Origin of the sequence: Polaribacter sp. PL03, from assembly GCF_033875165.1 — a bacterium.
Lineage (GTDB): Bacteria > Bacteroidota > Bacteroidia > Flavobacteriales > Flavobacteriaceae > Polaribacter.
Genome location: NZ_JAWZSV010000002.1, coordinates 342,539 through 364,640, shown reverse-complemented (window position 1 = coordinate 364,640; position 22,102 = coordinate 342,539). Strand labels below are relative to the sequence as shown.

Sequence of the window (22,102 nt, the reverse complement as noted above, 5' to 3'; positions counted from 1 at the left end):
CTTGTGCAGCACAAAGAAAAGTAACAAAAAATAAAAAAAATAGCGCGTTGTTTTTCATGAAATTAACTAAACATTTTAGCAACTTTTTCTGCTTTTCTGTTTTCTGAATAATCATAAAAACCTTCACCAGATTTTACACCTAATTTACCCGCCATAACCATATTTACTAATAATGGGCAAGGTGCATACTTAGGATTCTTAAAACCATCATGCAGAACATTTAGAATAGACAAACAAACATCTAAACCTATAAAATCTGCCAACTGTAAAGGTCCCATTGGATGTGCCATTCCTAGCTTCATAACAGTATCTATTTCAGCAACACCTGCAACACCATTATATAATGTCTCTATAGACTCGTTAATCATTGGCATTAAAATTCTGTTTGCAACAAAACCTGGGTAATCGTTAACCTCAACTGGCGATTTTCCAATTTTCTTAGACAAATCTACAATTGTTTGCATTACTTCGTCAGACGTATTGTAACCTCTAATAATCTCAACCAATTTCATAATTGGTACAGGATTCATAAAATGCATTCCAATAACCTTATCTGGTCTGTTAGTAACTGCAGCAATCTGAGTAATAGAAATAGAAGATGTATTTGTAGCTAAAATTGTTTTTTCGTTACAAGCAGCATCTAGTTCTTTAAATATTCTAGACTTTAAATCTACGTTCTCGGTAGCAGCTTCAACAACTAAATCAACATCTTTAACACCTTCTGCAATAGAAGTAAAGGTTGTTATATTTGCTAAAGTTTGCGTTTTATCTGCTTCAGATATTTTTTCTTTTACAACCATTCTATCTAAATTCTTAGAAACAGTTGCAACTCCTTTATCTAAAGCAGCTTGCGAAATATCTATTAAATGTACTTTATAATTAAATTGAGCAAATGTGTGTGCAATTCCATTTCCCATGGTTCCGGCACCAATTACAGCTATGTTTTTCATCAATAATTATTTTAATATTTATGTTTTGTGCGTTACCTAAAAAGGTCGGGCTTTACGTTGCAATCTTTTTTATGTATTCTCGGTACTAATTTATTCATACTTCATAAATTCACTCGAACTACATAAAAAAGGATTTTCACTTCAATCCCTAACGCGCTAATTTGTTAATTTTTAGAAAACTCTAAAAGTATTTTTTTAAAAACTTTAAAGAATGCTTAAAAACAATCTATAATCATTTGTGCAACTCTTAAAGCTTCTGCACCCTGACTTAAAGAAACCACAGGTTTTGTGCCATTATTAATAGCGTCTGCAAAAGATTCTAATTCGTCTAAAATTGCATTGTTGTTTTCAACCTCAGGATTATCAAAATAAATTTGTTTTTTAACACCTTCTGCATTTTGCAAAATCATCGCAAATTCATCCGGAGAATTAGGAACATCTTTCATTCTAACAATTTCAGATTTCTTTTCTAAAAAATCAACAGAAATATAAGCATCTTTCTGAAAAAAACGTGTTTTACGCATGTTTTTCATAGAGATTCTACTTGCAGTTAAATTAGCAACACAACCATTTTCAAACTCAATTCTAGCATTTGCAATATCTGGTGTTTCAGAAATAACAGAAATACCACTAGCATGTACATTCTTTACTTTAGAATTTATTACCGAAAGTATAATATCAATATCATGTATCATTAAATCTAAAACTACAGGAACATCTGTACCTCTAGGATTAAACTCTGCTAATCGATGCGTTTCAATAAACATTGGTGTATCTATTTTGTTTTTAACCGCAGTAAATGCTGGGTTAAAACGCTCTACATGACCAACTTGTCCTTGTACATGATATTGGCTAGCTAATGTTTTTATTGCTTCTGCTTCTAAAACCGTTTTAGTAATTGGTTTTTCTACAAAAATATGACGTCCTTTTTCGATAGCCATTTTAGCACACTCAAAATGAGATAATGTAGGTGTAACAATGTCTACAACTTCTACAGCTTCTATTAATTCTTCAATAGAACCAAATAATTTATAACCAAATTCCTTGGCTACTTTTTCTGCATTTTCTGTAAAAGGATCGAAAAAACCAACTAATTCGTATTTTTCAGATTGTTGTAGTAAACGTAAATGAATTTTTCCTAGATGACCAGCACCTAAAACTCCAGCTTTTAGCATATATGTATGTTTTTTGTCATTGCCAAAGTTCTCGAGAACTCGAGAGAAGAAATCTTCTAAAGAAGAAGTTACTTCGTTATTTACTGTTTATAACAGATAAATTACTCGTAATGACGTTATATAATTTGTTTTGAATTTTCTGAAGAAACATCAGAAATAATCAACGAAAACAAAGATACAATTTTATAAGAATGTATTTAGAATTATTACTATTTTTAGACTCTAGAAAAATTTTACAATTGAAAGACACTTCAAAACACCACGGACTTAGAAATCAACTAGCTACTGTATTAGAAGCAAAAGGTATTACAGACAATAATGTATTAAATGCGATACGTAGTATTCCTCGTCACTTGTTTATCGATTCTAGTTTTGAAGCGCATGCCTACCAAGACAAGGCTTTTCCTATTGCTGCAGAACAAACCATTTCGATGCCTTATACGGTTGCTTTTCAGTCGCAAACTTTAGAAATAAAAGCAGGAGATAAAGTTTTAGAAATTGGTACTGGCTCTGGATATCAAACAGCTGTTTTATTAGAGTTAAAAGCTGTAGTTTATACTATAGAAAGACAAAAAGAGTTATTTAAAAGAACCTCTTTGTTTTTACCTAAAATTGGTTATAAACCTAAAAGATTTATTTTTGGAGATGGTTATATAGGTTTAAAAGAGCAAGCTCCTTTCGATAAAATTATAGTAACTGCAGGTGCGCCATATGTGCCAAATCCTTTATTAGCACAATTAAAAATAGGAGGGATGTTGTTAATTCCTGTTGGTGATAAAACCCAAATAATGACACTTTTTATTAGAAAATCTGCCAAAGAATTTGAAAAACACGAATTAGGTGATTTTGCTTTTGTGCCAATGTTAGAAGAGAAAAATTAATCTATATTTTTACATTTCCTGAAGAACCGTTTTTACTAGGTGTAAGTTCATATATTAAATTAGGAGCTAAACCTGCAACATTTCTATGTGAAACAAAAAGCACCGTTGTTTCACTTTCTGAAACAATTTTATTTATAAGCGCTATAACAATTGCAGTACCTTGGTTGTCTAAATGAACTAAAGGTTCGTCTAAAATTAATAATGGAGGATGCTTAATCATTGCCCTTGCAATTAAAATTAGTCTTTGTGTTGTTGTAGATATATTCTCAAAAGAAGTGTTTTTTTTAGATTCTAAATCCAATAGTTTAATCCATTTTTCTGCAAGAGAAATTTGTAAATAAGTTGGAGTTTCATATAAACCAATACTATCAAAAAAACCAGAAAGAATCATTTGAATAACGGTTATTTTTCTAGTAAACAACTCTAATATTGCTGGACTAAAAAAACCTATTTTCTCTTTTATTTCCCAAACACTTTCTCCTGTACCTTTTTTCTTACCAAATAAATAAACTTCTTGTCTAAAGGCTTTTACATTATTACCATAAATCATAGATAAAATGGTTGTTTTTCCAGAACCATTAGGACCTATTAATTGCCAAAATTCATTTTTATTAATTTGCCAATTAATAGCATTTAAAACAGAATCACCATTATAATCTACATTTACATTTTGCAATAAAACGAGCTGCTCTGGTATGTTTTTATAAAAAGTGATAGGTTTAGGTACATCACCTTTAAAAGCAATTTCTGCCTCTTTAAAATTATATTTTTCTATTGCAATACTGCTAACAATTGCATCGTTTTCAATATTTAAAATAGTTGTAATTATAGGTAGAAGCTCATCTTTTCTATTATAGATCTGAATCAGTAATATTTCTGAAGATAAATTAATAAGCGTTTGTTCTAATTTAGAAACGGCTTTAATATCTAGGCTTTCAAATGGACTATCTAAAATTAAAAATGCTGGTTTTTGTTCTATTAAGTAGTTAAGTAGTGCTTTTTTTTGTTCTCCACTAGAAAAAGTACGAATGCTTCTATTCTCTTTTAATGTTAAAATTTGTGTATCGTATTTGGCTTCTTTTTCTATAAATTTCTGTAAAACAGTATTAGAAAATAGAAGTCCATTTTTATTTTTTAAAATAGATAAAGAGTGATTGCCTTTTAGAATACTTTCTACTAATGTGTTTTTAGTAGAAAGACTTTCATTTTTAATAGCATAATGTATCTTCTTCATATCATTCAATAATTTATTGAAGTTTTTTACTCTAAAAATTACTTAACTCTTTCCCAATAAGCAGTTTTTCCAAAAAGAGAAACACCAATGTAGCCTCTTAATTTTAGCTTATTAGGTTTTACAAGTTTAATATAACATTGATATGTTTTTCCATTTCTAGGATCTACTATTGTACCTCCAGACCATTCATCATCATCTTTTTCTAGACCAGATAATATATTTAAGCCTAAGATTGGCTTGTCTTTATATTCGCCTTCACAATCTACACAAAGTGCTTTTTTTCTAGCAGGATTCATAATCTCTACCACTTTTGCATAAGCTTTACCATCTTTTTTGTAGATTTCTAAAACGGAATCAACTTCACCTGCATCAGTTTTAGAGTTCCATTTTCCAAAAATTGTTTGAGAATTTATAGAGACTGTTACGGCTATAAATAAAAAGGTAAAAAGTGTTTTTTTCATATTTTAAAATATTTAGTTAATTAATCTAAAAATAATTTTTTAGAAAGGTACATTTAAAAAGATTATAAACTTGCGTCAAAATTATGATCCCATTTTTGTTGTACGCGTAAAACTTGTTCAATTACATCTCTTACACAACCTTCGCCTCCTTTTTTGTAAGAAATGTATTTAGAAACATTTTGTATTTCTTGTACCGCATCATTTGGGCAAGCTGCTAAACCTACTAATTTCATTACAGGATAATCTGGTACATCATCTCCCATATACAACACATTTTCTGGTTTTAAATTGTACTTCTTAACCAACTCTTCGTATTGCTTTATTTTATCATGTGCGCCTAAATAAATATCTTCTATACCTAAAGTAGCAAGTCTTTTTCTTACACCTTCATTGGTTCCTCCAGAAATAATACAAACTCTATACCCTTTATTTAAGGCGTTTTTCATGGCATAACCATCTTTTACATTCATGTGTCTTACCAATTCACCATCTGGCATTATGGTTAACATTCCGTTTGTTAAAACGCCATCGACATCAAAAATAAAAGTATTAATTTTAGGTAATAATTGTTTGTAACTAATTTCCATATGTATTATTTATAAACCTTTAAAACAGAGTTTAAAGTGTTGTTTGTTTTTAGTATTTATTGTACAGAATCTTTAATAGATTTTGTAAGCATATTGTATATTTCTTGTTGCTTATGATTTAGCAAATCTAAATGATTTTTAATGGTTTTATTGTCGTTTCTAATCGCAGGACCTGTTTGTGCCTTTTCAGGAGAAAGTGTTTTAATTTTTAGCGCAGTTTCATCTATTAAAGGTTCTAAGATTTCGAATGGTACTTTATTTTCCTTACAAATATCATTTCCTATCTTATAGAGATGATTTGTAAAATTATTTACAAAAACTGCAGCAACATGTAATGCTTTTCGTTGTTCAGAATTTATAGCATATATTTTTTTTCCTATTGCTTTTGCTAATTTTTCTAATAAAAAAGCATCTTCCTTATTTTCTGCTTCTAAACAAAAAGGGACTTTAGAAAAGTCTACTTCTTTGGCTTTAGAAAAAGTTTGTAACATATAAAAAACACCTTTTTTTGTGTTATTCTTTAAGTCTTCCATAGAAAAACTACCAGAAGTATGTACAACAAAAGAATTTTTAATTTTTGATGATACTTCTGCAATTGCATCATCTGAAACCGCAAGAATAGTAATGTCTGCTTCTGTAATTTCTGCTAATTTTCTAGAGCTAATTTTTATAACATCAATAGCTTCAGCCTTTAAAAAAGCTTTTTCTAAATGATGTGCTACATTTCCATTTCCTATAATTAGTACTGATATCATTATAGCGAAGATATTCAAAATTTATAGAAATTTAAAATTGCTTTTACTAAATTAGCTGATGAAAATTAAATTGAATGAAAGATAAAAATTTACCAGGAATAAATACTATCTGTGTACACACAGGAGAAGTAAAAGATGAACAATTTAAAGGAGCAGTCTCACCAATGTATATGTCTACATCATATGCTTTTGAAGGTGTAGATGTAAAAAGATACCCAAGATATTTTAACACACCAAACCAAGAAATGTTGTGTAAAAAAATTGCCGCTTTAGAAAAAACTGAAGATGGTTTAATTTTTGGTTCTGGTATGGCAGCAATATCTGCAGCAATGTTTGCTTTCTTAAAAACAGGAGATCATGTAATTATTCAGCAAGTAATTTATGGAGGAACCTATAATTTTATAGTTTCAGAGTTTGATAAATTCGGAATTGAATATTCATTTACAGAATCTGATAAAGCAGCCGATTTTAAATCATTAATAAAAGAAAACACAAAAATTCTTTATATTGAAACACCTTCGAATCCATTATTAGGTATTACAGATTTAAAAGCTATCGCTACTTTGGCTAAAGAAAACGGAATACTAACAATGATAGATAATACGTTTGCATCTCCAATAAACCAAAATCCTGTAGATTTTGGTATAGATATAATGTTACATTCTGCAACAAAATATATGGGAGGGCATTCAGATATTTCTGCCGGTGCAATTGCTGCGTCTAAAGAACATATTGCTCATATATGGAAAACAGCTATTAATTTTGGTGGTAATTTAAGTGATCATACAGTTTGGTTATTAGAAAGAAGTTTAAAAACGCTAAATATTCGTGTAAAAGAGCAAACACGAAATGCACAAGAAATGGCAGAATATTTAGAAGGAAATTCTAATGTAGACCGTGTTTATTATCCTGGTTTAAAAAGTCATAAACAACACGAATTAGCAAAAAAACAAATGAAAGGTTTTGGAGCAATGCTGTCTTTTGAGTTAAAAGAAGGCATCGATGCGATGGCTTTTCAAAATGCATTACAATTAATTAAACCTGCTATGAGTTTGGCTGGTTTAGAAAGTACAACAGTAAGTCCTGCACAAACTACACATGCTTTATTAACAGAAGAACAACGTTTAGAAAGAGGAATAAAAGACGGTTTAATTCGTTTTTCTGTAGGTATTGAAGAAGCAAAGGATTTAATTGAAGATATTGAACAAGCAATAAAAAGCTTACAATAAGATAGTTTTTCTGTTGAAAGTGTTTAATAACTTTTAGATTTGTAAATTAATTTATAATAAAACGTCAAACCAATTATTCAACAAATAAAATATTAAAATAATCTAAAAAATGAAACTAGATATATTAGCTTTTGGTGCTCACCCCGATGATGTAGAATTAGGTTGTGGCGCAACAATTACTAAAGAAGTCTCTTTAGGTAAAAAAGTAGGTGTTGTAGATTTAACACGTGGAGAATTAGGAACACGTGGTTCTGGAGAATTAAGAATTATTGAAGCAAACAATGCAGCAAAAATAATGGGTGTTTCCGTTCGTGAAAATTTAGGCTTTTCAGATGGTTTTTTTACAAATGATAAAGAGCATCAATTAGAAATTATTAAAATGATTCGTAAATATAAACCAGAAGTTGTGTTATGTAATGCAATTGATGATAGACATATTGATCATGGAAAAGGAAGTAAATTAGTTTCTGATGCTTGTTTTTTAAGTGGATTGTTAAAAATTGAAACAGAAGTAGAAGGGAAGCAGCAAGAAAAATGGCGACCAAAACAAGTGTATCATTATATTCAATGGAAAAACATTAAACCAGATTTTGTTGTTGATGTAACTGGTTTTATTGAAAACAAAGCAGCTGCTGTTTTAGCGTATTCGTCTCAGTTCTATGACCCTAAGAGTAATGAGCCAGAAACACCAATTACAAGTAAGAACTTTATAGACAGTATAAATTATAGAGCTAAAGACTTAGGAAGACTAATTGGAGTTGAATACGCAGAAGGTTTTACCTCAGAGCGTTACGTTGCTGTAGAAAATTTAAGTAAATTAATTTAAATTTTATTGGTTTAGATTGTAAAAAAGTTTTATATTTGCAGCCGCAATTATATGGTGGTTGTAGCTCAGTTGGTTAGAGTATCGGTTTGTGGTACCGAGGGTCGCGGGTTCGAATCCCGTCTTCCACCCAAAAATTAAAGCTTCTTAGAAATAAGAAGCTTTTTTTGTGCTTATATTTTAACAAAAAAAAGTCCTTCTTGTAAAAGAAGGACTTTTTTAATTTTTATTATATTTAAAAAGAGTTTAATACAGCCAATACTTCGTTTCTTTTTCTAACAGATACGGGTACATTAGCGTTGTCTGTTAAAACTAAATAACCGCCATCAGATTTTATAAATTCTTTAATATATTTTGTATTTACTAAATGACTTTGATGCACTCTTAAAAAACCAACTTCTTTTAATAAGTCTGCATAAAATTTTAAGGTTTTAGAAACTAATATCTTTTCGTTATTGTTAAAATAAAAAGTTGTGTAATTATTATCAGATTTACAACGAATAATATCAGCAATATTAGCAACAATTATTTTCTCTAAAGTATGAAGCGATATTTTCTCTAATTTTGTATTAGGCTTTGTAATTGCTTGTTTTAATACCTTTAATTGCTCGTTTTCTGGCTGTAGTTGTAGGTTTGCTTTTTCGATTGCTTTAGATAGGTCTTGGTCTGTATAAGGCTTTAAAATGTAATCTATTGCAGCAAATTTAAAAGCTTTAATTGCATAAGCATCACTTGCAGTAACAAAGATAATTTTTGAGTTTAGATTAGGGAAAATTTCTAAAATATCAAAACCAGTTCCATCACCTAACATAATATCTAAAAATAAAATATCTGGTTTTGTAGTTTGTAATAATTTTGCAGCTTCAACAACAGATGTTGCTGTTCCTATAATTTTAATTTCGTTGTGATTATTAGTAATATCATTAATTAACATTTCTAATGCTAAAGAATTGTCTTCTACTATAATTGCAGTGGATTTTGTCATAAATTTATGCTTGAGATAGCTTAAAAATAGTTATTTCTGGTCTTACATTTAATCGAACTTGGTATAAATTACCTAATGCTCTATTTATATACAAGGTTCTTCCGTCATTTAAATCGATTTCACCAGCACTGTACCTTTTATTTTTAACAGGTAAAATTGGTGGTTTTAAAAAAGGAGGTTTTACTTGCCCACCATGAGTATGCCCAGATAAAATCCATCCTTTATAATTATTCCAAACATCTAAGTCGCAAACATCTGGGTTGTGACATAAAACAAGATTTGCTTTATTTTTATGATAGTTGTTCATTATCTTTTTCGGATTAAAATTCATTCCCCAAAAATCATCTATTCCAATAATATTTAAACCATTTATTTCTTTTTGTTCGTTACTTAAAATAGAAATACCAGCATTTTCTAAAATATCTGTAATAGTATTTGCTACATTTTGTTCTAGCCAATCATTACCATAATCATGGTTTCCTAAAACGCCTGCAGTTCCTAACTTTCCATTTACGGCAAATTTCATTACCTTTTTTAGTTGCTCGAATTGTTCTTCATTTTCATAAGAAACAAAATCACCTGTATAAACAACAAAATCTGGCGCTAACAATTTAGCTTTTTCAAAAGAATCTATTATGTATTGATAATCAAATTTATTACCTATATGAATATCACTAATTTGCATTACTGTTTTTCCAACTAAATTATTAGGTAAATTTTTAATAGGCATTTTTATATTTACAAATTCTAACCAAAAAGGTTCTATTTGCCAACTATATAAACCTGTAATTAAACCAATACCAGCAGAACCTAAAACTGTGTTTTTTATAAATTTTCTTCTTTTCATAACTCTTTAATAATCGGTTTTTAAAGGGATTTTAAACCAAATTTTTGTTCCAGAAATATTGTTTTTTTCTTTTGTTTCTTCCATAGAAAAAGCACTAGATTTAGATAAATTTTCAATTCTTTCTTTGGTAATTTTTACAGCAACAGATTTATGGTTTTTACTTGTATTTTCTTTTTGAGATTGGAAAACTCCAATTCCGTTATCTATAACAGTAGACTCTAGGAAACGATGTTTTACATTAAATAGAATTCTAATTTTTCCTTCTGATGTTATTTTAGAAATACCGTGTTTTATAGCATTTTCTACAAAAGGTTGTAATAGCATTGGTGGAATTAAGATTTCTTCTGAATCGATATTATTTAGATTTGTTTCAATCGAAAAATGAAAGTTCTTAGAACTCATTTTTTGTTCTAAACTTAAATAATTTTCTAAAGTTTCAATTTCTTCTTTTAAGCTAATTTCTTCTACTCTAGAGTTGTTTAAAACACTTCTTAAAAGTATAGAGAATTGTGATATTGTTTTGTTTAATTCCTTTTTATTATCTGAGTTTCCTAAAGCCTTTATACCATTTAATACGTTAAAAATAAAGTGCGGATTCATTTGTAATTGCAATGCTTTTTGCTCTAAAGATAATAAATGATTTTCTAGCTTTAAAGCAGCTACTTTTTGTTGATTTTTTTTATTTATGTTACGAATATAAACTTCTATTATTCCTGCTAAAATCAAAAAGAAAATAGCAGTACATAAAATAAGAAACCATATTTTTTTATAAAGAGGAGTATCAATAAAAAAAGTAAATGATTTGGTATTTATTTCTTTACTATTTTTAAAACGAGACTCTGCAATAAAATTATATTTACCAGGTTCTAAACTGGCAAAATTTACTTGGTTATTAGTGCTCCAAGGAGAAAATTTACCTTTTAATTTAAACCTAAATTCTATGTTTTTACTGTTGTTTATAGAAACACTATGTAATAAAAAAGAGAGGTTATTCTCATTTGGTTTTAATTGTAAAATGGCATCGTATGCGTTAATATTTATAGAATCTATAGGAATATAATTTACAGTTAAACCAGAAATAAATAAGGTTGTACTTTCTAAATAATTATTACTTTGTTTAAGATATAACTTGTTTTTAGTTGCTACAAAAACATTCTTTTCTACGTCTTCGAATACAGTTTTTATTGTATTCGATTTTATATTGCTATTATATTTATTAAGTCTTTTTTCAAAAATAAAAGTACTTGCGTTTAAGATATCTATACCTTCATTTTTAGAAGTAACATAAAGTTTGTTGCTAATAGCATAAATGCTAGTTATTTCACTCTTAGAATATTTTTCTATAAGTTGATAATCTGTATTTAATTCTTGAATTTCAGTATTATTTTTTACAACAAATAATTTGTTTTTAACTTTAAGTAAAGCGTTATAATTACCTCTGCTAATATTCTCTATTTTTTTAGGATTAAATAAATCTGAGACAATCCAAAGACCACTATTAGAAGCTACTATAAAATTATTGTCATAAAAAATAATATCATTTATAATAGAAAAATCTAAATTATAAGTGGTTTTTAGAGGTTGTAAATAGTTTTTATTAAAATGAAAGATTCCTTGGTTAGAACCTATAAAATAATTGTTGTTGTGGTTAAATATTTTATTTACTCCTTTTGCTTCAAAAGTTAAAAGTTGGTTGTGAGTTTTTAAGTGTAAACTCTTATCTTTTCCTATAAAAATGGAATCATTCTTAGTTAAGAGGCTGTTTACTAATCTAGATGAATTACCAATATTAAAATCATAACTTTTTATAGAAACACCATTAAATTTTAACAGACCTTTGTTGGTTGCTAGCCAGATATTATTGTATTTATCTTGCGTTATTTCTTTAATTGTACAGTCTTTAAATTCGTTAAAAGCAGTTATTTCTTTAAAATTATTTTCTTGAGAATTCGCATAAAAAGAACTAAAAAATAGAAGCGTGAAAATTATAAAGCTCATTATAGTTCCTTTATTGGAAAGATCTGTTAATAAACTAATTTCTTTAACTATAAATTTCATATTAACAAACTTACTAATTAAAACGTCATTACACCATTTTTAATTAGGTGTAATGACGTTTGTTAAACTACAATTTCTAATTCAATTTATTTTAAAGCATATAAACGTTTGTTGCTTGTATCTGGTTCTACATGTTTTAAATCTCCATAAGGTTTAATTAATGGTTTTAATACACACAAACCGGTTGTTCTTCCTCTAATTACTAATTGGCTGCCTTTTACAGACCAATTCCATCTAAATTTTTCTACAGATACATTGTATTTCTTTAATTCAGAAAGTAATTCGTCTTGAGACTCAATCCAATCCATAACATCATCTACAGTTTTAAATTTTGGCATTTGATTGTCTGTATTAAAATAATCGAATTCCCATTTAACAGGTATTGTAAATTGAGTTGTATAAGCTTCACCAACATATCTTTCTTCTTCGTTGTTTAAAGCATCATACCAATCGATATCTTTTTCTTCTGGGTATTTCTTTGCAATTTCTTTAGATAAATCCATTTTTCCTGGAGAATATGCAGTTGGATAAAATACATAATAAGGTTGCGCTAAATAATGATTAGAAAACTTACCGCCAAATATTGTATGATAAGGAGAAGCAACAACTTTAGGGTTTTCTGCTGAATGAAAAGCATCTTTTAAAGTTTTTAAAAGTTCTTTATTCTCTACCAAACCAGAAGCATGAAATACAATTTTAGAATTGCTATTTACTACATCTTTTAATTTAGGTAATGTACCTTGTGTAATTGTTTTTCTTAAGGTTTCTGATGTTATTTTGTCTCCTCTAACAACAGTTTCTAAATTCATACCTTTATAAGGATTGCTTTTGTTTACAATATGAACTTCGCTAAAAGGTTGTTGATTTCCGTTTTTATTAAGCCAAACAATTATTTCTTCTAAAGAATATTTTCCGTCGATAACTTTTAAACCTTTTTCTTGAAAATAAGTTCTAGCATTCGAATAAAAAGTTTCATTTCCTTTATCGAAACCAGCGATAAAAACAATTGGTTTTTGATAAATTATTTCTTTATAATCTGTAGAAATAGGAATACTATTGTCTGCAATTATTGTTGTTTCATTTCCTGTTTTAGTTGCTGAAGTATTGCAGCTTATAAAAGCGCTTGTTGCTAAAAATACTGCTGATACTAATACGGTTTGTTTTAAGAATGTTGTCATAATTTCTACTTTTTTAAATGTTAATACACTGTAAAAGTAGATAGGAAGTAAGGTTAAATTTTAGCAGTTTTAGAATTCGTATATCTTGGTTTAGAATTCGTTAAATTAATTTAATATAAAGGTATAATCTATGTCTTGTGGCGCTAATATTGTTTTTTTTATGTTGCTTTTTATTTTTAAAAGCTCTTTAAGTTCTTCGAATTCATCAAAATTAAAGATTAAAATTAAATTTTGATGATATGTTTGTATTGGTATTTTTCTTTTCTGTGTTGTATTGGCATAATAAGTTAACCAATATTCTGCGTCTACTTTAGAAATGTATTTTTTAAATTGAATTAATTCTTCTAATTCAAATTGAAAAAAAATATTATTAAATGTTAAGCTATAAATTTTACAACCTTTGCAAACAGACAACTCACCACTTTTAACTCTAGATATTATTTTTGTTTTATTACACATTTTGTTCTTGTTAGTAACAATCACTTTTTATTTGATTGTTGTTTTCAAATTTTTCTAGCGGAGTTTTTAAATATGTTTTTGTCATTTCATTTAATACTTCTAAAACTCCTTTTTGCATTGCTATAGAACCACAAATCATAATGCAATTTCCTTCTAATAAAACATTTAAAAATAATTCTGAATGTTTATTAATTATATCTTGCACATATATTTTCTTCTTTTGTTCTTGTGAAAAAACAGTGTAATAGGAGGTAAGCCCTTTTTTATCGATAGCATCTTTAATTGTTTTTTTATAAATATTGAAAAATTGTTTTGTTTTTCCTCCCCAAAATAAATGGACTTTAGTTTTTGAGCTTGGTTTTTGTATCATTCCTAAAAAAGGTGCAATTCCTGTTCCGTTTGCAATAAGAATTACTTCTTTTGCTTTTTTTGGAAGATGAAATTTTTCGTTTTTTTGAATGCTAGCTATAATTTTATTACCTGTTTCTAAACTATTAAAATAGCCAGAACATAAACCAAATTCGTGTTTTTTAATACTTAAAAGAAGTGTGTTTTCTATTTTACCTATAGAATATAAACGACTTCTAGATTCATTTTCTGGAGTTATAGAAAGTAAATCTCCAGAAACAAAAGTTGTTTTTTTATCAGGTTTTAATTGAATTAAAAAGGTATTGTCATTATTTATTTCCGTTTTATTTACTACTGTAAAAATTGCTTCATTTTTATCTGAAGCAATAGGATCTTCTAGTTCTAGTGCTATTTTATAAAACGAGCTCCATGCGGTTGCCCATTCTTTAAAATCTAAATAAGATTGATTATTTATTTTACAAATGGGTAAAATAGGAGTAAATTTTTCTTGTAACTGTAATTTAGCTTGTATTAAAATTGCAAATTTACAGTACAGCGCATATTCTTTAGAACCAAAACCAACTACAGAAAATTTTATAGCATTGTTTAATGGTATTTTATTAATTTTTTGTAGAAATTTATTTGCATTTATAGGTGCGTCACCTTCACCATAAGTAGCAGTAAAGATAATTATGTTTTCTGCATTTTTGTAAGTTGTATAATCGTTTAATTCTGATAAAAAAACAGTTTTACCCGCATGTATTAATGCATTATAAAAACTTGACGCGAAGTTAAATGTACTTCCTGTTTCAGAACCAACAAGAATAATATAATCAGCTTCATCTTTAGTAAACTTATTTTTAATTAATGTGGTTTTTTTCCTTCTCTTTAAAGTCATAGAAAAACCAGAGAAAATAAAGAATAAAATAGCAAAACAAGTTAATAGTAAAATTACAGACCATAAAATAGATCCTTTTCCTGTGTGCAATAGCAAACTGTAATATGAACCTGCTGTAACTAAATTTTGTTTCTTTTTACTAATAATTTGCCCTGTAAATTGATGAATTGCAAGCTCTTTATTGGTATATTTTACATAGAAATAATCTTCTTCATCTTTAGAAAACGGAAATTCTATTTTTTGAATTTTACTTAATTTAGTTTCTTTAAATATATTAAAATCTACAACCTTAATAGTAGTGCTATTTTTTTTCTGTTTACTATTTACGTGAGTTGCTGTATCTTTTGGTAGTAAAGAGAATTTTTCTAAAGATAAATATATACCTGTTATTGTAATAATTAGAATTGGTATTAATGTGTATCTACCTATAATAATATGGTAATATTGATTAAAATTTTCTTTAACAATTTTAGAGAAAAATTTAGTAAAACCACCTTGTCTTTTAGCTATTAATAACATTCCTGTAATAGAAATTAAAAAGAGTAAAAACGAAACAAAACCCAAAATAAACCTACCAGTAGATTTTAAGAATAAAGAACGATGCAAGTTTGTGGTAAATTCAAAAATGGGGGATTTTGAATTTAACTCGCCAATCTTTTCTCCTGTTTTTGGGTTTATATAAAATGTTTCGCTTTTACCATTTTCGGCAATAATATTTGTAGATACGAAGTTGTTTTCGTCAATTTCTATTGTTATTACTTCATCATACTTTTGTTGTAGTACAGCAACTGTTTCAGAAATTGAAACAGTATTAAGGTTTACAACATCGTAAGAGTTTAGTTTCTCTGTAATTGGTTCAAAAGCTAAAATAACACCTGTAATAGAAGCTATTATAATAAATAAAGCAGAAGATATAGCTAGAGTTAAATGGCTGTATCTCCAAATAGAAATTGTCATTTGGTTATTTTTTATTTGGTAACATTCTTACGTAACGGATAAATCCTTTTCCTTCAATCTTAGAATTCAAATTAGCAGTTGTCAAATCAAACTCTACATCATCTTTATTATATTTTTGATCTTCTACGGCTGTTTCAAATCTAATTTTATATCCTTTATCTAATTTATCATCAGCAATTCTAATAACACTAATTGTACGCTGTCCACCACTAATTGTTGCACCAGTAATTGCATCGATATTAGCTCTCTTTTTACCTTGAAAATTCCACCATTCTCTAATATCAAAATACCATTCGTCATCATCTCCTTGCACATACAAAGTCTCTTCATATTCGCCTTTTGGGTTTAATAATGAAACCACTACATAAGCGCCTTCACCTGTATAGTTTTTCATTTGAATCATACATTTGTATGCAGAACTTTCGTTGTATTTTTTAAAACTGAACAAAGCAGTTAGCGTCAATAAAAAAACAGGAATTATTAATAATATTTTTTTAGTTTTCATTATTTTTATTTTAAAAAGTTAATATTTTGTTTTTTCAACAATTCGTTTTCAGAAGCTAGATCAAAAATAGATTCATTAAAGGTTGTTTTTACATTTTTATCTGCGCCAATACTTAATAGGTATTTAATAATTTTAGAATCTTTCGCTTTCATTACAGCAATTTGTAAAGCAGATAAATCTTCTTTATTTAAAGCGTTTACATCAATTTTAAAAGAAGCTAATTTTTTAAGTAATGGTAAATTTTGTCTTTGAGTAGCAATATGTAATAACGTGTTTTCAGAGTTTTGAAGCTTATTTATAACAAGTCCGTTTTTTGTTAAAACTTTTAATTTAGTATTAAAAATACTAGCGTTATTTGCTTTAAAAGTATTAATTAAATAGAAAGAAAGTGTATTGCCTTCTTTGTCTATTATATTAATGTCTGCGTTATTTTCTAATAAAAAGTTAACAACATCAATAGAGTTTCTATTTACAGCATTGGTTAAAGCAGAACGTCCGTCATTATTTTTTAAATTGATGTTTTTTATATCTTTAGAAAGTAATTTAATAACTTCTAATGTGTTTCTACTTGCAGCGTTTATAAAAGGAGAGTTGCCGTTATGGTCTTGTAAATTTACATTTACTCCTTTTTTAATAAAGTATTTATAAATTGAAAGATCTTTACTATTTCTTGCAATAAAGTGAAGCGGATTCCTATTTTTACTATCAACAGTATTTGGGTTAATGCCGTTTTTTTCTAAAAACTGAAACGTATCTAGTGTGTTTTTTTTATTTCTAGAACCTTGACTAGCAAAAATCATAGCATTGTTACCTTTGTCTATGTCTTTTTCTAAAAGTATGGTTAAGAATTTAGTGTTTCCTCCTCTAGCAGCATATTCAAAAAGTCCGTTGCCGTCTGTATCTTTATCATTTACAGAAGCTCCTTTTGTAATAAAATATTCTACGAGTTTGTAATTTTTTAAATGAGGAGCTATTAATAATAGCGCATTTGCACCATCATGATTTTTCTCTTTGGTTATATCTGCGCCAATCTTAAAACTATATTTGTACAATTCTAAGTTTAATTGACCAGCCGAAGCAGCAAAGTTCATAAATGTGTTTCCATGAGTATCTATAATATTAGTTTTTGCGCCTTTAGAAAATACATGTTTCATTATTTCTAGATTGTTAGTGTAAGCTGCCCAAAAAATATATGTTCGTCCGTCATGCGTTTTTTTATTAACGTCATTTCCTTTTTTCGATAAGATATATTTAATTGTTTTATTATCTACTTTACCTAAAATAGCATAGACAGCTCCGTCAAAAGCATTGCTATTTAAAGCTGTAATATCATTTCCTTCTGTAATTTTTTTATCTATTATGGTAATGCTTGGGTTTGTTTGCCAAAATGCTTTGTCATGAAAAACATTTACTTTCTGTGCTGTTATTGTTATACTAATTAATAGAAATAGTATAGATATTTTAGATGCTTTTTTCATTATTTTATTTTTTTACAAATGATTCTATAATCTGGTTTAACTCTTCTTCTTCAATATTATTATCTGTAAATAAATGTTTGTATAAAGGCTTATTATCTACTTTTGCTTCTAATGATAAATTTTTATTTCTACTAAAAATAGTATCCCATTTATTTCTAACTAGCTGCCATTTTTCATTTTTAGTAGTCCACCAATCAGATGCAGCTTTACACTTACTATCAGCAACTTTATTATACGTATTATATCCTTTTTCTTTAGCTAATAAGACATCCTTTTTACCAGCTTCTCTAATAATTTTACTATTGTTTTGGTCATGAACCCAACCATAACTAGTAATTTCATGTCTGTTACCTCTTAAAGTAATATTATAGTCGCTTCTTTTAGTGTATTCTCTTCTTGGTAAAGGTGCGGTTGTTTCACTTTCCCAATAACTTTTTCCATCTACATGAACCCAAGTTCCAGAGCCTTCGTAACGTGGACTATCATCTACTTGATATACTTTTTGTGTCCACTGTTTTTTTACATCTCTATTATTTTTCTGTATAAAAGTCCAATTGTTATCTCCATTAAACATGTAAAAATCTTTATTTTCATATTCCCAGTCTTGTCTCCAGTGTTTAATAATCATAGGATCGTTAGGATTTCCTACTTGTAATAAATGCTGAATAACTATCTTATTATTTTCATCTTTAACCAAAGTAGCCCATTCCAAGCCTCTATCCATTTTTGTTTTAGAAGGTTTGTAGTTTTCATCTTTACTATAGTTAAATGTTTCTGCAAAATTGAAGGTTACCTCAAAACAACCGCACATTTCTTTAATTGCATTTTTGTCTTTCGTTTTTTTGTTTTGTGCATTTATAGATATTGCTAAGAGAAATACTACACAGTTAAAAAGTATTTTATTCATTTTTTGTTATTTATATTTTTGAATTATTTTTGACAAAAATATAAAATTTATTTAGATTGAATTAAAATAAGGATATATATTTGTCGAAAATTATTAAGAATGTTTCTAAATAAAGAAATTACCATTATTTTAATGCTAGCTGCTTTTTCATCTTTTTGTCAAGAGAAAGAAAAAGATTCAACAAAAATTACCACTTTAGATGAAATTGTTATTACTGGGCAATACAATCCACAATCGATAAAAAAATCTGTACACAATGTTACCGTTATTAAAAGAGAGCAAATAGAAAGACAAGCTGCAAACAACTTAGCAGATTTATTAAATTTCAATTTAAATTTAACAATTGTACCAAGTTCGCAAACAGGAAAATCTACTATTTCTTTCTTCGGATTAGATTCGCAGTATTTTAATATTTTAGTTGATAATATTCCTTTAGTAAGTGATAATGGTCTAGGAAATAATATTGATTTAACTCAAATTAATTTAGATGATATAGAGCGTATTGAAATTGTAGAAGGTGCAATGGGTGTAGAGTATGGCGCAAATGCAGTATCTGGAGTAATAAATATTATCACAAAAAAATCGATTAATAATAAATGGAATATTAAAGCCTCTTTGCAAGAGGAAACTGTAAGTGATGAATACGCTTGGTTTAATGAAGGTAGACATATACAGGCATTAAGTATTGCTAATAACATTAATAAAAATTGGTTTGTTAGAGCAGGTATAAATCACAATCAATTTGCGGGTTTTTACAACGGAAAACAAGGAGAGAACTATTATAAAAATGATGGTTTAAGAGGATATGATTGGTTACCAAAAGAACAATTAAATTCTAATGCTTTTGTGCATTATAAGAAAGATAAGTTTCAACTATTTTATAAGTTCGAATATTTTAACGAACTAATTAACTACAGCGATACGGCTGTAAGAGCAAACATAGATACAGATGCACAAACAAGTAACCCTTCTGCAACAGATAAAAATTTCACAACAAATAGGTTTGTAAACAATATAAATTTAATAGGTAATTTAAATTCTGGTGCTAATTATAATGTAGCACTTTCATATCAACAACAAAAACGATATTTAAATGAATACAATTACTATATTTTAAGTAAAGAAAGAAGTAATGAAACAGATGAAGTATATCAATCTAGTAAAGTTTTCTTTTCTAAAGGGAGCATAAATAACCTTGTAAAAAGTGATTTTTTAAACTTTCAATTAGGGTATGAAACAAGGTTTATTAGTGGTTTTGATACACAAGCTTCTGGTAATGTTACGCAAATAGATAAAACCCAATCACAACAAAACTACGCCATTTATGGTTCTTCAGAATTTAAGTTTTCCGATACTTTTTTAATAAGACCAGGTATACGATATGAATACAATTCGTTATTCAATTCTAAAATATTAGCCTCTATTAGCGCACGATATTTAATGAAAAATGGTTTTGAATTGCGAGGTAACATTGGTACTTCTTATAGAACTCCAAATTTCGAAGAACTGTATTATTACTTTGTAGACTCTAATCATGATGTAAGAGGTAATGAAAACTTGAATCCAGAAAACGGATTTACAGCATTTATTAACTTAAAAAAATACAGTTACATAAAAGAGTTTTCTTTATTAAATACTTTAAAAATTAGTTATTTAGATGTTGCAGATAAAATAGATTTAGCAATTGTAAATCCTACTCCGCTACAATACCAATATATTAATATTGATGCTTATAAATTATGGGGAATATCTTCTGAAAACAGTATTAAAACAAACAATTTCACTTTTAATTTAGGCGCTACTTTACAAGGTATTTCTAGAATAGCAAATAATGAAGTAAATGCAGAAAACGAATTCTTGTATTCATTTCAATTAAATACAAGTGCAAACTATAATATTAAAAAATGGAATACTGCATTAACTGTTTTGTTTAAACATAACGGTAATCAGCAAAATTATATCTCATCTGGTACAGATCAAAATGGCAATTCTATATTTTCTAAATCTACTACAAGCGCTTATAATTGGGTAGACGCTTCTATAAAAAAATCATTTTTTAAAGATCAAATTCAAGCAACTTTAGGAGGTAGAAACCTTTTTGATGTTACGAATGTAAATGTAAGCAATACAGGTGCAGATGGAGCAACACATGCCTCAAACAATAGTTCTCTATTATTAGGCTACGGGCGTTCTTATTACTTAAAATTACTATATAACCTTAAATTTTAAACACTAACTATTAAATATTAAAATCATGACAAACAAATTTTTAACTTTTATTTTATGTGCAACTATATTTTCTTTTACAAGTTGTAGTTCAGAAAATTCACCTATAGCGCCAATAGTTGTTGTAATTGACGGAGCAGCAATTTCACCAGAAGTTGGTGGGCCAAACGAGCCAAACCAAGTTTATATAGATTTAAGTACAAATACAACTAGTGCAGTAAAAAGAGATTCTTGGGATTTAGGTTTTTATGCCGGTTCAGGTTTTAGAGTTACCTTAAATAGTTCTCTTTATATGGCTGCAGGTAAGTTGTCTTCTTTAGATATAGATGCAATTAACTCGAATACAACAGAAGTACAAGAATTACAATCTAAGGTTGCTGTAGGTACTTTTGATGCAGCAAATACAGCTTATGTAGATGCCCCAAACGGAGCTTTAACAGAAACAGCAATTGCAGAAGTTTCTACTACAGATGCAAATAATAATGTTTATTTAATAAATTTAGGATATGAGGTAGGAACAGATACTCCAGCAACAGGAAGTGTCGCTATTTCTGGTAACTCAAGAGGATGGAAGAAAATTAGAATCTTAAAAAGCGGAAATTCTTACGTTTTACAATATGCAGATTTAGATGCTACAACTCATAAAGAAGTAACAATATCTAAAAGTACAACGCATAATTTTACGTTTTTTAGTTTTAATACAGAAAATGAAGTTCTAGTTGCGCCAGAAAAAGAAAATTGGGATTTAAATTTCACAGTTTTTACAAATGAAATTCCTGGTTATGGTTCTTACGGATATTCAGATTATGTTATAAATAATACAAAGGCAAGCGCTAATGCTTATGTTATTGATACAGATGTAGCTACTTATACATATGATAGTTTTTCTTTAACAGACGTAGATTCTACAAAGTTTACAGAAGACCAACGCAGTATTGGTAGTAGCTGGAGAAATGGAGGAGGACCAGGAAGTTTACCTTCATTAAAAGAAAACGTGTTTTATGTAGTAAATGATACCAGCGGTAATTTATATAAACTAAAATTTTTAGCGTTAACAAACGAAGCGGGAGAGCGTGGTTATCCTAAATTTATATATAGTTTATTACAGTAGTTTTTTCTAATTTTAGTTGGAAAGACCGTTTAAATAAAAATTTAAACGGT

General features: G+C 28.1%; 20 protein-coding genes and 1 tRNA gene. 6 read left to right on the top strand and 15 right to left on the bottom strand.

The features are described 5' to 3' along the window. Positions 1-62 precede the first annotated feature (62 nt). Both SHK09_RS04895 and SHK09_RS04890 read right to left on the bottom strand, forming a co-directional pair. A complete protein-coding gene (locus SHK09_RS04895) occupies positions 63-950 on the bottom strand; it encodes a 3-hydroxybutyryl-CoA dehydrogenase (RefSeq protein ID WP_319809660.1) in 888 nt (295 codons plus the stop codon). 215 nt (positions 951-1,165) lie between these two features. Further along, complete coding sequence (locus SHK09_RS04890; protein ID WP_319809659.1) at positions 1,166-2,125, bottom strand: Gfo/Idh/MocA family oxidoreductase; 960 nt, start codon at positions 2,123-2,125, stop codon at positions 1,166-1,168. A gap of 239 nt (positions 2,126-2,364) precedes the next feature. Here SHK09_RS04890 and SHK09_RS04885 point away from each other — a divergent pair, with 239 nt between their 5' ends. Then, positions 2,365-3,006, top strand: coding sequence for a protein-L-isoaspartate(D-aspartate) O-methyltransferase (locus SHK09_RS04885; RefSeq protein ID WP_319809902.1), 642 nt, complete (start codon positions 2,365-2,367; stop codon positions 3,004-3,006). A gap of 1 nt (position 3,007) precedes the next feature. Here SHK09_RS04885 and SHK09_RS04880 read toward each other — a convergent pair whose 3' ends face one another. The 4 genes from SHK09_RS04880 to SHK09_RS04865 form a co-directional block, all read right to left on the bottom strand. Continuing rightward, positions 3,008-4,240: an ATP-binding cassette domain-containing protein gene (locus SHK09_RS04880; RefSeq protein ID WP_319809658.1), complete on the bottom strand. Its 1,233-nt coding sequence runs from the start codon at positions 4,238-4,240 to the stop codon at positions 3,008-3,010. A gap of 38 nt (positions 4,241-4,278) precedes the next feature. After that, positions 4,279-4,701, bottom strand: a complete 423-nt coding sequence (locus SHK09_RS04875; protein WP_319809657.1) for a DUF2147 domain-containing protein — start codon at positions 4,699-4,701, stop codon at positions 4,279-4,281. 62 nt (positions 4,702-4,763) lie between these two features. Continuing rightward, positions 4,764-5,288, bottom strand: coding sequence for an HAD-IIIA family hydrolase (locus tag SHK09_RS04870; RefSeq protein WP_319809656.1), 525 nt, complete (start codon positions 5,286-5,288; stop codon positions 4,764-4,766). 56 nt (positions 5,289-5,344) lie between these two features. Beyond that, on the bottom strand, positions 5,345-6,043 hold the full coding sequence (locus tag SHK09_RS04865; protein WP_319809655.1) for a DUF2520 domain-containing protein: 699 nt from the start codon (positions 6,041-6,043) through the stop codon (positions 5,345-5,347). A 74-nt stretch (positions 6,044-6,117) separates the two neighbouring features. Between SHK09_RS04865 and SHK09_RS04860 the strand changes: the two genes are divergently transcribed. From SHK09_RS04860 to SHK09_RS04850, 3 genes are all read left to right on the top strand, one after another. Then, a complete protein-coding gene (locus SHK09_RS04860) occupies positions 6,118-7,272 on the top strand; it encodes a PLP-dependent aspartate aminotransferase family protein (RefSeq protein ID WP_319809654.1) in 1,155 nt (384 codons plus the stop codon). 109 nt (positions 7,273-7,381) lie between these two features. Continuing rightward, a complete protein-coding gene (gene bshB1, locus SHK09_RS04855) occupies positions 7,382-8,098 on the top strand; it encodes a bacillithiol biosynthesis deacetylase BshB1 (RefSeq protein ID WP_319809653.1) in 717 nt (238 codons plus the stop codon). A gap of 53 nt (positions 8,099-8,151) precedes the next feature. After that, a tRNA-His gene (locus SHK09_RS04850) sits at positions 8,152-8,227 on the top strand. A gap of 103 nt (positions 8,228-8,330) precedes the next feature. Here SHK09_RS04850 and SHK09_RS04845 read toward each other — a convergent pair. The 9 genes from SHK09_RS04845 to SHK09_RS04805 form a co-directional block, all read right to left on the bottom strand. Beyond that, positions 8,331-9,080 (bottom strand): LytTR family DNA-binding domain-containing protein, encoded by a 750-nt coding sequence (locus SHK09_RS04845; RefSeq protein ID WP_319809652.1) that lies wholly within the window; start codon positions 9,078-9,080, stop codon positions 8,331-8,333. A gap of 4 nt (positions 9,081-9,084) precedes the next feature. Next, on the bottom strand, positions 9,085-9,927 hold the full coding sequence (locus SHK09_RS04840; RefSeq protein WP_319809651.1) for a metallophosphoesterase: 843 nt from the start codon (positions 9,925-9,927) through the stop codon (positions 9,085-9,087). 6 nt (positions 9,928-9,933) lie between these two features. Next, complete coding sequence (locus SHK09_RS04835; protein WP_319809650.1) at positions 9,934-11,985, bottom strand: histidine kinase; 2,052 nt, start codon at positions 11,983-11,985, stop codon at positions 9,934-9,936. An 86-nt stretch (positions 11,986-12,071) separates the two neighbouring features. After that, positions 12,072-13,163, bottom strand: coding sequence for a hypothetical protein (locus SHK09_RS04830; protein WP_319809649.1), 1,092 nt, complete (start codon positions 13,161-13,163; stop codon positions 12,072-12,074). A gap of 105 nt (positions 13,164-13,268) precedes the next feature. Beyond that, positions 13,269-13,622 (bottom strand): DUF6686 family protein, encoded by a 354-nt coding sequence (locus tag SHK09_RS04825; protein WP_319809648.1) that lies wholly within the window; start codon positions 13,620-13,622, stop codon positions 13,269-13,271. Positions 13,623-13,632: 10 nt separating this feature from the next. Beyond that, on the bottom strand, positions 13,633-15,825 hold the full coding sequence (locus tag SHK09_RS04820) for a PepSY domain-containing protein (protein WP_319809647.1): 2,193 nt from the start codon (positions 15,823-15,825) through the stop codon (positions 13,633-13,635). A gap of 4 nt (positions 15,826-15,829) precedes the next feature. Continuing rightward, complete coding sequence (locus tag SHK09_RS04815) at positions 15,830-16,330, bottom strand: DUF2271 domain-containing protein (RefSeq protein ID WP_319809646.1); 501 nt, start codon at positions 16,328-16,330, stop codon at positions 15,830-15,832. Between the two features lie 5 nt (positions 16,331-16,335). Beyond that, positions 16,336-17,808, bottom strand: coding sequence for an ankyrin repeat domain-containing protein (locus tag SHK09_RS04810; protein WP_319809645.1), 1,473 nt, complete (start codon positions 17,806-17,808; stop codon positions 16,336-16,338). Between the two features lie 4 nt (positions 17,809-17,812). Continuing rightward, positions 17,813-18,715 (bottom strand): DUF6607 family protein, encoded by a 903-nt coding sequence (locus SHK09_RS04805; protein WP_319809644.1) that lies wholly within the window; start codon positions 18,713-18,715, stop codon positions 17,813-17,815. A gap of 99 nt (positions 18,716-18,814) precedes the next feature. Here SHK09_RS04805 and SHK09_RS04800 point away from each other — a divergent pair, with 99 nt between their 5' ends. Together SHK09_RS04800 and SHK09_RS04795 are read left to right on the top strand one after the other, a co-directional pair. Continuing rightward, positions 18,815-20,944, top strand: a complete 2,130-nt coding sequence (locus tag SHK09_RS04800; RefSeq protein WP_319809643.1) for a TonB-dependent receptor plug domain-containing protein — start codon at positions 18,815-18,817, stop codon at positions 20,942-20,944. A 25-nt stretch (positions 20,945-20,969) separates the two neighbouring features. After that, positions 20,970-22,052 carry an HmuY family protein gene (locus tag SHK09_RS04795; protein ID WP_319809642.1) on the top strand — a complete coding sequence of 361 codons (1,083 nt, stop codon included), beginning with the start codon at positions 20,970-20,972 and terminating at the stop codon, positions 22,050-22,052. Positions 22,053-22,102 lie beyond the last annotated feature (50 nt).

What these genes read in the sequence shown, in the direction of transcription:
- SHK09_RS04895 (WP_319809660.1), bottom strand. Translation starts at nt 950, where the DNA reads ATGAAAAACATAGCTGTAATTGGTGCCGGAACCATGGGAAATGGAATT.
- SHK09_RS04890 (WP_319809659.1), bottom strand. Translation starts at nt 2,125, where the DNA reads ATGCTAAAAGCTGGAGTTTTAGGTGCTGGTCATCTAGGAAAAATTCAT.
- SHK09_RS04880 (WP_319809658.1), bottom strand. Translation starts at nt 4,240, where the DNA reads ATGAAGAAGATACATTATGCTATTAAAAATGAAAGTCTTTCTACTAAA.
- SHK09_RS04875 (WP_319809657.1), bottom strand. Translation starts at nt 4,701, where the DNA reads ATGAAAAAAACACTTTTTACCTTTTTATTTATAGCCGTAACAGTCTCT.
- SHK09_RS04870 (WP_319809656.1), bottom strand. Translation starts at nt 5,288, where the DNA reads ATGGAAATTAGTTACAAACAATTATTACCTAAAATTAATACTTTTATT.
- SHK09_RS04865 (WP_319809655.1), bottom strand. Translation starts at nt 6,043, where the DNA reads ATGATATCAGTACTAATTATAGGAAATGGAAATGTAGCACATCATTTA.
- SHK09_RS04860 (WP_319809654.1), top strand. Translation starts at nt 6,118, where the DNA reads ATGAAAGATAAAAATTTACCAGGAATAAATACTATCTGTGTACACACA.
- bshB1 (WP_319809653.1), top strand. Translation starts at nt 7,382, where the DNA reads ATGAAACTAGATATATTAGCTTTTGGTGCTCACCCCGATGATGTAGAA.
- SHK09_RS04845 (WP_319809652.1), bottom strand. Translation starts at nt 9,080, where the DNA reads ATGACAAAATCCACTGCAATTATAGTAGAAGACAATTCTTTAGCATTA.
- SHK09_RS04840 (WP_319809651.1), bottom strand. Translation starts at nt 9,927, where the DNA reads ATGAAAAGAAGAAAATTTATAAAAAACACAGTTTTAGGTTCTGCTGGT.
- SHK09_RS04835 (WP_319809650.1), bottom strand. Translation starts at nt 11,985, where the DNA reads ATGAAATTTATAGTTAAAGAAATTAGTTTATTAACAGATCTTTCCAAT.
- SHK09_RS04830 (WP_319809649.1), bottom strand. Translation starts at nt 13,163, where the DNA reads ATGACAACATTCTTAAAACAAACCGTATTAGTATCAGCAGTATTTTTA.
- SHK09_RS04825 (WP_319809648.1), bottom strand. Translation starts at nt 13,622, where the DNA reads ATGTGTAATAAAACAAAAATAATATCTAGAGTTAAAAGTGGTGAGTTG.
- SHK09_RS04820 (WP_319809647.1), bottom strand. Translation starts at nt 15,825, where the DNA reads ATGACAATTTCTATTTGGAGATACAGCCATTTAACTCTAGCTATATCT.
- SHK09_RS04815 (WP_319809646.1), bottom strand. Translation starts at nt 16,330, where the DNA reads ATGAAAACTAAAAAAATATTATTAATAATTCCTGTTTTTTTATTGACG.
- SHK09_RS04810 (WP_319809645.1), bottom strand. Translation starts at nt 17,808, where the DNA reads ATGAAAAAAGCATCTAAAATATCTATACTATTTCTATTAATTAGTATA.
- SHK09_RS04805 (WP_319809644.1), bottom strand. Translation starts at nt 18,715, where the DNA reads ATGAATAAAATACTTTTTAACTGTGTAGTATTTCTCTTAGCAATATCT.
- SHK09_RS04800 (WP_319809643.1), top strand. Translation starts at nt 18,815, where the DNA reads ATGTTTCTAAATAAAGAAATTACCATTATTTTAATGCTAGCTGCTTTT.
- SHK09_RS04795 (WP_319809642.1), top strand. Translation starts at nt 20,970, where the DNA reads ATGACAAACAAATTTTTAACTTTTATTTTATGTGCAACTATATTTTCT.